Source organism: Flavobacterium cheniae (genome assembly GCF_004363695.1).
Taxonomy (GTDB): domain Bacteria; phylum Bacteroidota; class Bacteroidia; order Flavobacteriales; family Flavobacteriaceae; genus Flavobacterium; species Flavobacterium cheniae.
In genome coordinates this window covers 177,671-190,836 of the sequence record NZ_SNZC01000003.1, presented here as the reverse complement: position 1 = coordinate 190,836, position 13,166 = coordinate 177,671, and the positions used below count along the sequence as shown (strand labels likewise).

The window sequence follows — 13,166 nt, the reverse complement described above, 5'->3', positions numbered from 1 at the left end:
TCAACTGTTAATTAAAACCCAATTCTCATATCCGACAATTTGTCATAAATTCAAAAATGGTACTTATTTTGAATGATAAAAACCATTCAATTGTTTAACTAAAAATTTTAAAATATGGCATCAGGAAAAATTAATGTTTCAGTAGAAAACATCTTTCCCTTAATTAAAAAGTTTTTGTACAGTGACCACGAAATTTTTCTTCGTGAATTAGTATCGAATGCGACAGACGCTACTTTAAAATTAAAACATTTAACTAGCATTGGCGAAGCTAAAGTAGAATATGGCAATCCAATCATCGAGGTTAAAATTGACAAAGAAGGTAAAAAACTACACATCATCGACCAAGGTTTAGGAATGACAGCTGATGAAGTAGAAAAATACATCAATCAAGTAGCTTTTTCTGGAGCTGAAGAATTCTTAGAAAAATATAAAGACTCTGCTAAAGATTCTGGAATTATTGGTCACTTTGGATTAGGTTTTTACTCGGCTTTTATGGTGGCTGAAAAGGTAGAAATCATCACTAAATCATACAAAGACGAACCAGCAGCACATTGGACATGTGATGGAAGTCCGGAATTTACTTTAGTACCTCATGACAAAACAGAAAGAGGTTCTGAAATCATCTTACACATTGCAGAAGATTCATTAGAATTTTTAGAAGAATACAAAATTCGTGAATTGTTAACTAAGTATAACAAATTCATGCCGGTGCCAATTAAATTTGGAACTCGTAAAGAAACCATTCCAGTACCTGAAGGCGCAGCAGAAGATGTAAAACCAGAAGAAATTGAGGTTGACAACATCATCAATAATCCAAATCCGGCTTGGACTAAACAACCTGTGGATTTAACAGATGAAGATTATAAAAAATTCTATCACGAATTGTATCCAATGCAGTTTGAAGAACCATTGTTTAACATTCACTTAAATGTAGATTATCCGTTTAATTTGACTGGAATTTTATATTTCCCAAAAATGGGCGCTGATTTACAATTGCAAAAAGATAAAATTCAATTGTACCAAAATCAGGTTTATGTAACCGATAATGTAGAAGGAATTGTACCTGAGTTTTTAGGCATGTTAAAAGGTGTAATTGATTCACCAGATATTCCGTTGAATGTATCACGTTCGTATTTACAAGCGGATGGCAATGTTAAGAAAATTTCGAACTACATCACTCGTAAAGTTGCGGACAAATTGAAATCGTTATTCAACGAAAACCGTGAAGATTTCGAGCAAAAATGGAACGATATTAAAATTGTTTTGGAATACGGAATGCTTTCGGAACCAAAATTCTATGAAAAAGCAGGCGATTTCGTCTTGTATCCAACAACTGAAGACAAATATTACACGTTAGCAGAATTAAAAGAAAACTTAAAAGACAATCAAACCGACAAAAACGGAAAGTTAGTTGTTTTATATGCTTCAAACAAAGATGCACAACACAGTTACATTGATATCGCAAAAGAAAAAGGCTATCAAGTGTTATTATTAGATTCGCCAATTGTATCGCATTTAATCCAAAAATTAGAAGCAGATAATGAGAATTTGACTTTTGCTCGTGTGGATGCAGATCATATCGATAAATTAATTCAGAAAGAAGAAGAAACGATTTCTAAATTATCAGATGACGAAAAAGAAAAATTAAAAACGTCTATTGAAACGGTTGTCCCAAAAGAAAACTATACGGTTCAATTAGAGAATTTAGATAGTAATGCTTCACCATTCATCATTACCCAACCTGAATTCATGCGTAGAATGAAAGAAATGAGTGCTTCTGGCGGTGGTGGAATGTTCGGCATGGGCAACTTCCCAGATATTTATAATTTAGTGGTAAACACGAATTCAGAATTAGCCACTACTATTTTAAACAGTCCAGAAGACGCTCAAAAAGACTTAGTTAAACAAGCTTTAGATTTAGCAAAACTTTCACAAGGTTTATTAAAAGGCGAAGAATTGACTGCTTTTGTTAAGAGAAGTTTTGAGACTTTGAAGTAAGAAATAAAGTAATAATTATTAATCCTGACAGGTTTTGAAACTTGTCAGGATTTTTCATTAAATTTGATTACTAAAGAAAGAAACCATGAAAAATCTAACATTCGAAATTGAAATAAACGCTCCTGCTGATATAGTTTGGAATGCCATGTGGAATGAAGAAAATTACAAAAAATGGACATCCGCTTTTTGTGAAGGTTCATATGCAAAATCTTCTTGGAAACAAGGCGAAAGGATTCATTTTTTAGATCCAAACGGAAACGGTATGTATAGTGAAATTTCAACTTTAGTTCCGAATGAAAAAATGTATTTTACTCATCTTGGTAACATCAAAGAATTTGAAGAACAACCTTTAGACGAAGCTACAAAAGCTTGGTCGGGCGCTCAAGAAAATTACGAAATAATTAAAGTTGGAAGTCTTTCAAAAGTTTTAGTAACTCTTGATATTGTTGATGAATATGCCAACTTCTTTTTGGAATCATTCCCTAAAGGATTAAATACCATCAAAGAAATAGCTGAAAATAATGAATAATTTTTTCAAGATAATAGTTATTACACTAATTAGCGGATTTACTTTTTCGCAAGAGCAAGAAAAACCAATGCCTGCTATTGACATTTTAAAAAAATATCAAAATGTTCGTGATTTTACTATTTCAAAAAATCAGGATGAAATTTATTTCACCATTCAAAATCCTTCCGAAGAACGAGCTGTAATTGCAGTAATTAAGAAAAAGAAAAAAAGATGGTCAGAACCCGAAATGACATCTTTTTCTGGAAACTTTAGAAACATCGAACCTTTTTTAACGCAAGATGGTTTGCGTTTGTATTTCGCATCGAATCGACCTATTAACGACACGACAACAAATGCGAAAGATTACGACATTTGGTATGTTGAAAGAAAAGACCTAAAAAGCAAATGGTCGAAACCAATAAATATTGGAGCTCCAGTAAATTCTTCTAACAATGAATTTTATCCTTGTGTAACGCTGAATGGAAATTTATATTTTACTTCAGATGCGATAAAAACACTCGGAAAAGATGATATTTTGGTATGCAAATGGGACGGAAAACAATATATAGAACCTAAAAATTTAGGCATGAATATTAATTCAACTGGATACGAATTTAACGCCTTTGTGAGTCCGAATGAGGAATTCATTATTTACACTTGTTACGGAAGACCTGATGGTTTAGGAAGTGGTGATTTATACATAAGTTACAAGAATAATAAAGGAAATTGGGACACCGCAAAAAACTTAGGAGCTGAAATCAATTCTAAACAAATGGATTATTGTCCGTTTTACGATACCACTACACAAACACTGTATTTCACGAGTAAAAGAATGATTGTAATTGATAAAATATTTACCAATTTAAAAGAATTTGAAACCGAAATTTCTAGTTATGAAAACGGATTTAGCAGAATTTACAAATATCAAATAAAGTTATAATCATGACACTATCTATCGAAACTCCAGCTTTACTATTCTCTGCAACTTCGTTAATTTTATTAGCCTATACAAATCGGTTTTTAACTATTGCACAGATCATTCGTAATTTAAAGAAAAACTACGATGACAATCATAACAAGAATATTCTTCTAGAAATCAAAAATCTGAATTTAAGATTAACATTAATTCGTTACATGCAGCTTTTTGGAGTGATGTGTTTGTTCTTATCGGTTTTTGCTATGTTATTACTTTATGTAAGTCAAGAAAATCTTGGTATTTACTTTTTTGGAGCCAGTTTGCTTTGTTTATTGATTTCTTTGGGAATCTCATTTTGGGAAATAAGTATTTCCGTTAATGCTTTGAGAGTTCATTTAAAAGATTTATCGGAAGACATTGAATAATTTTTAACTTTTCATTAAACCTTTTTAATTTTATGATGTCAAATTCCAATAAAAAATATTTTAATTATGAAAAAATTATCTGTTTTTTTGTTGCTAATTCTTGGAATTACAACAAGCTTTGGTCAAGAAAATGATAAAAATGATTTTCCTGAATTTACTGGTGAGAATTTTAGTTTAGAAGGTGCTTTGGCTTTATTTAAGCAAGCAAACTCATTAGAAGAATTTGAAAAATTAATTAATGACGAAAAGAACAATGTTAATAATCTTGATTTAAACAATGATGGAGAAACAGATTACATTGTGGTACAAGACATTCAAGAAAAAGATACTCATGTCATTGTTCTAAGTACTTATTTAAACGAAAAAGAGAAACAAGACATTGCAACAATTGGTATAGAAAAAACTGGAAATGAATCAGCAATTCTGCAAATTGAAGGCGATTCAGAATTATATGCAGAAAACACAATTGTTGAACCTTTTGAAGTGGAAGAAAAAATCGAGAAAACAAAAGGTGGTCCAAATGTTCCCGTAATTACATCAACAGGAGTAGTAGTAAATGTTTGGTTTTGGCCAAGTGTTCGCTTTTTATATGCACCGGGTTATGTAGTTTGGGTTTCACCTCATCGTTGGGGATTTTATCCAAGATGGTGGAAACCTTGGAAACCATACAGATATTCAATTTTTTACGGAAAATGTGCGCATCATCGCGTGTTATATCGCAAAACTACAACACATAGGGTTGTTGTTGCTCGAAAAGTATATACACCTAGAAGAAGTAAATCTACAATTGTAGTTCACAACAGAAGAGGAACAACAGTTATACACAAAAACAAAAGAGGAAAAACTACGGTAGTAAAAACAAAACGTCGTGGTGGTAGAAGATAACTTACAATTAATATAAAGTTGAAATAAAAATCTCGTTTAAAGTAAATTAAACGAGATTTTTTTATTACAATCGCTCAAATGATTTCAAATTAATTACCAATAGCAGGCTGATCTTCTTTTTTATCATTATTTAAAATATTACCTTCTTCTTTTGCTAATTTATTTTTAGTCGGGATTTTATAATTTAATGTAATTCCTACTCGTCTTGAATCGTTTTTACTTTCATAAACTAAATTCGTTCCTAATGCGTTAAATCCTTGTTTATTGGTGTTAAAAATATCATTACAATAAACCGAAACTGACAAATTATTGTCTAAAAATTTCTTAGCAAATGTAACATCAAATTGTTGACTAAATGGCACTCGATTTTCATAATAGAAATAATTCCCACCCGTTGATGAAGTATTATAAGTTGCTGTAAACTTAATTTTACTTGGTAAAACAATTTGCGACATAGCATTAAAAAACCACAAGCCTTTTCCACTAACCTCAGGCAAAATGTGCTTTTGATGTCCAACATATAAATACAAGAAATTAATCTCATCTGGATTAAAATCAAATTTTAAGGTCTCTTTCAATCCTTTGGTAAACAACATATAGGGTACTGGTAAACCAAAATTAAAATTATGAATGGTTACTTGTGGAATATTTTCTGAAATACTTGCAGCTCCATCACCATCAGTAATTATTCTATTCATTACCTGATTATTGGCATCGCTACGAGAATAACCAATAAAAAAATATTCAAAAGCACTTATTTTAAACTCATAATTATCAAAAATGGTAGGTTCTAAATTTGGATTTCCAAAAAAGGAAACATTGGGATTTTGATAATTGGTATTATTCGGATTTAAAGCAGAAGTATTGGGTAAGCTAATCTTTTTATTATAATTTGCATTCACAAAAACTTGTGGAATTATATTGTATTGAATACTTGCATTTGGAAAAAATCGGGTTTGATTAAACGGAATTAATTCATCAGTATCTGTATTTCCATCAATAGCATACGACTCTAATCTTCCTCCTAAAATAAAATCAAACTTTTTATAGGTAGATTGAAATTCAGAATAAGCTGCTAAAGTGGTTCGTTGATAATCTAAATTAGTTACACCTAAATTTAGGGCTTCAAATTCTAATTTATCTGCTAAAACTCCAGTTGAAAATTTAGTTTTCTCTAAAAACGAAAACTCTTGTGAGTAATCGGTTTTAAATTGATAAAACAATTGATTGTAACCATTATCTAAGACTGAATTCCCAGAAACTCTATTATTCAAATCGAAATTATTGTTAACCGAATTGACATTAAATCTAAAATCTAATTTTTTAGTTGCATCATCAAATCGCTTCTGATAGTTCAAAGCAACATCATTTCTATTAAGTTTGTTTTTACTTTTATCGCTGGTTACAAATCCAAAACCACTAGCATCAATTAAAGCATTATTATTTGAAGTGGTGAAATCGTAATTGACCAAAAATCTATCTTTTTTTAAATCGAACTTTAAACCTGTTTTAAAAAAGTAAAAACGATTTTCTCTGTCGGTCGTATTTTTAGAAAGTACAGTTGTTTCATTTTCAAAATTTGTACGCTGGTAACCTTGGTTAAAGTTTTGCCCCAATTGTACTTGCCAACCAAACCATTTGTTTTTTGCATTGACCAATAAACTATTATTAAATCGATGACGTGATTTGTCGTATTTTGTATAACTATATCCGTTTGAATACGTTGCCGAAAGATATTTTTTAGCGTTTTTTGAAGTTACAATATTTATAATTGCTCCACCAGAAGTTGCAGGAAATTCGGCTCCTGGTTGCGTAATAATTTCTACTTTTTCAATTGAATTTGCAGGCATACTTTCTAAATATGAAGTAAGTTCATTCGAAAAAATATTTAATGGTCTGGCATCCATAAACACTTCTAATTGCTTTCCTTGATACATCATTCCAGCCACGTCAGAAACTATTAATCCGGGTAGTTTTTTTAATCCTTCCATCACAGAGCCTGAATTCAAATGACTTTGTTCAGAAAAATCAAATATGGTTCTGTCGGCTTTTTGTTCAATACTTTTCTTTTTAGATTGCACCACGACTTCATTTAATTCGGTGGTTTTAATACTATCTTTAGATGTTTCTTCTTGAGCAATAGAAAATTGAAAGGTTAAAAAAGAAAGGAAAATCAAAAAATTTCTCATTGTAGTAATTTATTTGCAATTAGTAGGCTTTTTCCTATTTTGTTACAAAAAAAATTATTTATTCCACAATCCACAACAAAACTGGTTTTTCCGATTGTTGCAAGCGAACATCTAATTTTCCCATAAATGCATCAGAAACCGCTGGACATCCCCAACTTAGTGGACTATGTCTTGGATACACTTCTTTATTTTTAACAGCACTCCATGAATGTAAAACCACAACCCTTTTTTCAGCACTTTTATTAGTTGCTTCTAATCCGTGCAACCAATATTTCACGTTGATTCCCCACGAACTATAATCGCGATTTCCAATTTTGTATTTACCTTTCATGGAACAATGACTATCAACTCTATTATCAAATTTTACTTTTTTCCATTTGTCTGGATTTTCTTCAAATTGGTCGCAACTTCCGTGTGTAACCAAGTTTTTATCTAATACTTTCTTTGTAGTAAAATCATAAATAAAAAAACGATTCTTTCCAGAGTGCAAACTCAAATCAACTAAAAAATAATAGGACTCATTATAACCATTCTCCTTACAAAATTCCTTTGCCTCTTTATGAAAGGAATTATAATCTTTTAACGTTAAGGTTTCAACTTCCGAATTATTACAACATAAAAAACAAACCGCAATCAATAGTAAAAAGTGTTTCATATAAATAGAATTAAATTGATATAACTCCACTTTTTGATTTTTATTTAAACCTTTTGTGTTAAATAAAGTCTAAATTTTAAATGCAATACCATACATCATGAATCAGTCAAATCTTTGGTCACTTCGGTTAGGATTTTCGGGAAAACAAAGCCAGAAAATAAATAGTATTGGAATTGAAAAATTTCTAAAAGAATCGTTTTATGCTCCATTTGAAAATAAAATACCCTATTGTTTAATAGAAGATCCAAAAACCTTAAGTGAACTTAAAGATTTTAGAGAAAAAGTAAAAAACACTACTTCTGAAGAAGGTAAAAAAGCCTTAAAAAATCAAATCAAAAACAGTATTGAATTAAGAAAATGGTGGATTAATGAAATTCAAAAACAAGAATTTCCTTTGCGTGAAAAAATGGTGCTTTTTTGGCACAATCATTTTGTATCAACCTCACAAAAAGTAAAAGTTAATTGGTGGATTTATCAACACAATCAAATCTTAAGAGAAAATGCTTTTGGAAATTTTAGACAATTAACCAAAATAATGATTCAGACGAATGCCATGGTGCGTTATTTAGACAATACCGATAACCGAAAAGGTAAAATTAACGAAAATCTAAGCAGAGAATTATTAGAATTATTTACTTTAGGCATTGGAAATTACACCGAATCCGATATAAAAAATGGCGCAAAAGCATTGGCAGGATTAGGTTTAGGCGAAAATGAAGCTAAATACAGAGCTTTTTTTGAAGACAACGACACCATTACTTATTTAGGAAAAACTGGAAACTTCAAAGCAAATGATTTAGTTGATATTATTTTTGAACAACCAAATATCCCTTACCTTATTACTCGAAAAATTTTAAAATGGTTTATTTATGATAATCCAAAAGAAGAATTGGTAAAATATTATGGCGATTATTTAAGAAAAGTAGATTTTGAAATTGAACCTTTACTTTTAAAAATTTTCACAGAAGAATATGAGAAAAAAACCTCAGGAAGCAAAATAAAAAACCCATTAGAATATATCTTACAACTTACCGAAGCCCTGCAAATTAAAGAAATAGATGCTGCCATCATTGTATTTTTCATAAAACAACAAGGCATGGATTTGTTTAACCAACAAAATGTAAAAGGTTGGGATGGTGGAAAATCATGGCTAACATCACAGCTCTATTTACAGCGTAACAATGTATCTGATTTGCTTTGTAATGGAAGAAACATTAACCGAAAAACATTTAAAAATTTACCTGAAAATGGTGAAGAACTTAAAATTTCATTAGAAAAAATTGACATAAGAATCAATTTTAATCCCAAGGGAACAAACAAACAAATTATCAAAGAATTAAGTGATGCTTACTTGTTTCAAATAGACGAGAACATTCAAAAAGATATGGAAGCAATCTTAAAATATGATTTTGACGCAAGTTCTAAAAATTCACAACAGGCGGTTGTTCGGTTATTCAATTTTATAACCAAATCACCAGAATTTCAATTAATTTAAACCATTTGCTATGAACAGACGTAACTTTTTATCGCTTACAGGAACATTAACTGGAGGATTGTTAATTCTACCTGATTTTCTTCATGCTTTTGGTAACCAAACGCAATTAATTCAAGGTAATTCTTCAGTTGTATTTATTCAATTAAATGGTGGAAATGATGGATTGAACACTTTTATCCCTTTTGAAAATGAATTATATTATAATTTACGTCCAAAGATTGCCATTTCAAAAAATGAAGTAATAAGCAAAAATAAAAGCATGGCTTTTCATCCTGCCTTAAAAGGATTTGCAACAATGCAACAAAACGGCCATTTATCTGTAATTCAAAATGTGGGATATCCAGAACCAAATCGTTCCCATTTTCGTTCTCAAGAAATTTGGCAAACAGCATCTGCATCAGATCAATACATCAATGAAGGTTGGCTAGGGCGTTATTTAGATTTACAATGTGTTGAACATGCTCCAACAGCCGGCATAAACCTTGACAATATTGATAATTTGGCATTAAAAGGAGTTGAACCAAATTTTATAACCGTTAAAGATCCAAACCGTTTTAAATCAAAATCTGAAACAGAAAACATACAACTTTCAGATAATCCACAATTAGATTTTGTTAGAAAAATTGCAAATTCAGTTACTGAAGGTGCGGACGAAATTCAAAAAGCTTTAAATCAATCCAAAACTGAAATTAACTATCCAAAAACACAATTGGGTAAAAATTTAGAATGGATTGCCCGATTAGTTAAAGGGAATTTAAATTCAAAAGTATATTATACTTCTCAAAACGGATATGACACTCACGATAATCAATTAGCCATCCACAGCAATAAATTAACCGAATTAAATGATGCCATTTTTAGTTTTTATACCGAATTAAAACAAGCTAATCTACTTCAAAATGTAACGATTGTAATATTCTCTGAATTTGGTCGTCGCGTAAAAGATAATGGCAATGGAACAGATCATGGAACAGCTGCTCCAATGTTCATCATTGGTGGAAATAACAAAGGTACTATCATTGGGAAAAATCCAAACTTATCTAATTTAGACAATGGTGATTTAATTTTTGAAACCGATTTTAGAAGTGTTTACGCTACTATTTTAGAACAAAAGCTTCAATTTGACTACACAAAAATTGGAATCAAAAATCAAATTCTAAACGGATTGTTTTAATTTCTGAATTCTAAATCCCTATATTTGCGCCCCTTAAAAATTTAGGAAATGTCGAACAACAATATCATAAAAGGAGTTTTTCTTGTAGCATTAGGAGCAACGAGTTACGGAATGTTAGCCACTTTTGTAAAACTAGCATACAAAGAAAATTTTACAACAGCTGAAGTAACTTCATCTCAATTCATCTATGGAATCATTGGAATTTTAATTATCAATTTATTCCAAAGAACTAAAAACAAAAATACAGCTGTAAAGGCTACTCCAAAAAACATCATGCACTTAATGTTAGCTGGAACTTCTTTAGGAATGACTAGTGTTTTCTATTATTTGGCTGTAAAATACATTCCGGTTTCTATTGGAATTGTATTATTAATGCAAACCGTTTGGATGGGCGTTTTATTAGAATGGTTTTTAGATAAAAAAGCACCTTCTTTTCAAAAAATAATTTCTGTAATTATTGTTTTAATTGGAACAGCTTTAGCGATAAACATCTTTAAAATAGATTTCAACGACCCAACAATTGATTGGTCAAACGGATTATTCTGGGGATTATTAGCAGCTGCTTCTTTTACTACAACTATGTTTACAGCAAACAAAGTCGCATTAGGCATTTCGTCTGCTCAAAGAAGTTTGTATATGTTGTTAGGTGGAGCAGTTATCGTATTTGGTTTCAGCTTATACACGCAAGTAACTCCTTTTAACTTTGAAATTTTCACCAAATGGGGAATTGTTTTGGCTTTATTTGGAACCATCATTCCTCCTATGTTATTAAATGCAGGATTTCCTCTTACAGGAATTGGATTGGGAAGTATTGTTTCTTCTTTAGAATTACCGGTTTCGGTTATGATGGCTTATTTCTTATTGAACGAACAAGTTTTATTAATTCAATGGATTGGAATTGTGTTGATAATTACTGCCATTGTTATTATGAACATTCAGTTTAAGAAAAACAAATAGCAAGAATTATACTGTTAATAACTTTATTTTCAGTGATTTAAAAAGCATTCTTTTTTTAGTAATTTTAGTTAAATAACCATTACAAGAAATTGTAATTAAAACTATTTAACTATGAGAAAATTATTTGCAGAATTTTTCGGAACCTTTTGGTTAGTATTTGGTGGCTGTGGCGCAGCAGTTTTTGCAGCCGGAGTTCCAGATATTGGAATTGGATTAGTTGGTGTTTCACTAGCATTTGGATTAACCGTTTTAACTATGGCTTACGCTGTTGGACATATTTCTGGCGGTCATTTTAATCCTGCTGTTACTTTTGGATTATGGGCAAGCGGACGCTTTTCATCAAAAGAAATAGCACCTTACATTGGGGCACAACTAATTGGTGCAACTGCAGCCGCGGGAGTTTTATACTTAATTTTAAATGGTGGTGGCGGAACTGAATTTGCAGCTGATTCTGCGGGTGCTTTTGCATCAAATTTCTATGAATCTAACGCTTTTGATCCGAAAACATATTATAATGGTGTTGGATTTTCAATGGGAGCCGCATTTTTAGCTGAATTCATATTGACAATGTTTTTCTTAATTATCATTTTAGGAGCAACAGATAAATTAGCCAACGGAAGATTTGCTGGAATTGCAATTGGTTTGGCTTTAACCTTAATCCACTTAATTAGTATTCCAATAACCAATACTTCTGTAAATCCTGCTCGTTCTACTTCTCAAGCTCTTTTTGTACAAGGTGAAGCCTTGAGTCAATTATGGCTATTTTGGGTTGCACCAATCGCTGGAGCCATTGTAGCAGGTTTTATTTACAAGAATTTATTACAAGACAACAAATAATATTCCCCATAAAAATAGTAAATTAGCGATGTTAATCATCGCTTTTTTTATGCTCGATTTATTCCCAAAAGAAAAAATAATTTTACCTCTACCTGATGCGGTTTTTGAATTTTATCCCAATTTCTTCAATCAAGAAGAAGCGGATGTACTATTCGATAAGCTCATAAATGAAACCCCTTGGCAACAAGATGACATCACTATTTTTGGAAAGAAAGTCGCTCAACCTAGACTAACTTGTCTTTTTGGAAACGAAGGTAAACCTTATTCCTATTCGGGTTTAACAATGCAACCTCATGCTTGGAATCCTACTATGATGTTTATAAAAGAGAAAGTGGACAAAATTTCCGAACAAAATTTCACCACCGTTTTAGCCAATTTATACCGAAACGAAAAAGACAGCAACGGTTGGCATGCCGATAATGAAAAAGAATTGGGCAGAAATCCCATAATTGCCTCTGTAAGTTTTGGGGAAGAACGTAAATTTCAATTGAAACACATTTCAGATAACAACGTAAAATTATCGCTTAATTTAAACCACGGTAGTTTATTAGTAATGAAAGAAGGTAGCCAAATTCATTATAAACATCAAATCCCAAAAGCTACTCAATCCAAAAATGCGAGAATAAATTTAACGTTTCGAACAATTTTGTAAATATTCTCTAAAAACACATAGCAACTTTCTAATAATTTTAAAAAATCCTAAAAAAACAATTGGCATATTTTTTGAATTTATTTTTTTACTAATATTGAATTACAAACCAATAAAAAAGTTAGAATTAGTATTCATCTGATGAGAAAGAAGAAAATTTCAGAATTCGACAACGAAACACTAGATAGAGTTGTTGCTATGGCTCAAGAGGAAAAAAAACCTTTTGAAGTTTTAAAAGAGGAATTTGGAGTGACTGAAAACGAAGTCACCGAATTAATGCGCAAACGATTATCCAAAGACAATTTTGAACTTTGGAAAAAGAAAGTAACGGCAAGTAAGCCTAAACCAAAACCCATAAAGTACAACGAATTAGAAGATGAAGATTTAGATAGTAAATATTACTTCAAAAATAAATTCGACTAAAAACTAAAGCTCTTAAATAAAATAAGAGCTTTTTTATTGACATTAATTTGATTAG

General features: G+C 30.9%; 13 protein-coding genes. 11 read left to right on the top strand and 2 right to left on the bottom strand.

Translation table 11 applies throughout. The features are described 5' to 3' along the window. The first annotated feature begins 114 nt into the window (after positions 1-114). From htpG to C8D80_RS09685, 5 genes are all read left to right on the top strand, one after another. Positions 115-1,998 (top strand): molecular chaperone HtpG, encoded by a 1,884-nt coding sequence (htpG, locus tag C8D80_RS09705; protein ID WP_133609810.1) that lies wholly within the window; start codon positions 115-117, stop codon positions 1,996-1,998. An 85-nt stretch (positions 1,999-2,083) separates the two neighbouring features. Continuing rightward, entirely contained in the window at positions 2,084-2,527 is a 444-nt protein-coding gene (locus tag C8D80_RS09700; RefSeq protein WP_133609808.1) for an SRPBCC domain-containing protein, read from the top strand. Beyond that, the gene (locus tag C8D80_RS09695) at positions 2,520-3,446 is read left to right on the top strand and encodes a TolB-like translocation protein (protein ID WP_133609806.1); all 927 of its coding nucleotides are present in this window, start codon (positions 2,520-2,522) and stop codon (positions 3,444-3,446) included. The genes C8D80_RS09700 and C8D80_RS09695 overlap by 8 nt, the downstream gene beginning before the upstream one ends. 2 nt (positions 3,447-3,448) lie before the next feature. After that, the gene (locus tag C8D80_RS09690; RefSeq protein WP_133609804.1) at positions 3,449-3,847 is read left to right on the top strand and encodes a DUF2721 domain-containing protein; all 399 of its coding nucleotides are present in this window, start codon (positions 3,449-3,451) and stop codon (positions 3,845-3,847) included. 66 nt (positions 3,848-3,913) lie between these two features. Further along, the gene (locus C8D80_RS09685; RefSeq protein WP_133609802.1) at positions 3,914-4,732 is read left to right on the top strand and encodes a hypothetical protein; all 819 of its coding nucleotides are present in this window, start codon (positions 3,914-3,916) and stop codon (positions 4,730-4,732) included. An 89-nt stretch (positions 4,733-4,821) separates the two neighbouring features. Here the strand turns inward: C8D80_RS09685 and C8D80_RS09680 are convergent, their stop codons facing one another. Together C8D80_RS09680 and C8D80_RS09675 are read right to left on the bottom strand one after the other, a co-directional pair. Continuing rightward, the gene (locus tag C8D80_RS09680; protein ID WP_133609800.1) at positions 4,822-6,921 is read right to left on the bottom strand and encodes an outer membrane beta-barrel family protein; all 2,100 of its coding nucleotides are present in this window, start codon (positions 6,919-6,921) and stop codon (positions 4,822-4,824) included. A gap of 58 nt (positions 6,922-6,979) precedes the next feature. Further along, positions 6,980-7,576, bottom strand: coding sequence for a murein L,D-transpeptidase catalytic domain-containing protein (locus tag C8D80_RS09675; RefSeq protein WP_133609798.1), 597 nt, complete (start codon positions 7,574-7,576; stop codon positions 6,980-6,982). Between the two features lie 97 nt (positions 7,577-7,673). Between C8D80_RS09675 and C8D80_RS09670 the strand changes: the two genes are divergently transcribed. The 6 genes from C8D80_RS09670 to C8D80_RS09645 all read left to right on the top strand — a co-directional run bounded on the left by C8D80_RS09670 (position 7,674) and on the right by C8D80_RS09645 (position 13,111). After that, positions 7,674-9,071: a DUF1800 domain-containing protein gene (locus C8D80_RS09670; protein ID WP_133609796.1), complete on the top strand. Its 1,398-nt coding sequence runs from the start codon at positions 7,674-7,676 to the stop codon at positions 9,069-9,071. A 10-nt stretch (positions 9,072-9,081) separates the two neighbouring features. Continuing rightward, on the top strand, positions 9,082-10,245 hold the full coding sequence (locus tag C8D80_RS09665; RefSeq protein ID WP_133609794.1) for a DUF1501 domain-containing protein: 1,164 nt from the start codon (positions 9,082-9,084) through the stop codon (positions 10,243-10,245). A gap of 48 nt (positions 10,246-10,293) precedes the next feature. Next, on the top strand, positions 10,294-11,202 hold the full coding sequence (locus C8D80_RS09660; protein ID WP_133609792.1) for a DMT family transporter: 909 nt from the start codon (positions 10,294-10,296) through the stop codon (positions 11,200-11,202). Between the two features lie 111 nt (positions 11,203-11,313). Beyond that, the gene (aqpZ, locus tag C8D80_RS09655; protein ID WP_133609790.1) at positions 11,314-12,039 is read left to right on the top strand and encodes an aquaporin Z; all 726 of its coding nucleotides are present in this window, start codon (positions 11,314-11,316) and stop codon (positions 12,037-12,039) included. A gap of 49 nt (positions 12,040-12,088) precedes the next feature. Further along, entirely contained in the window at positions 12,089-12,691 is a 603-nt protein-coding gene (locus C8D80_RS09650) for an alpha-ketoglutarate-dependent dioxygenase AlkB family protein (protein ID WP_133609787.1), read from the top strand. Positions 12,692-12,829: 138 nt separating this feature from the next. Next, a complete protein-coding gene (locus C8D80_RS09645; protein ID WP_111566856.1) occupies positions 12,830-13,111 on the top strand; it encodes a TIGR03643 family protein in 282 nt (93 codons plus the stop codon). Positions 13,112-13,166: the final 55 nt, after the last annotated feature.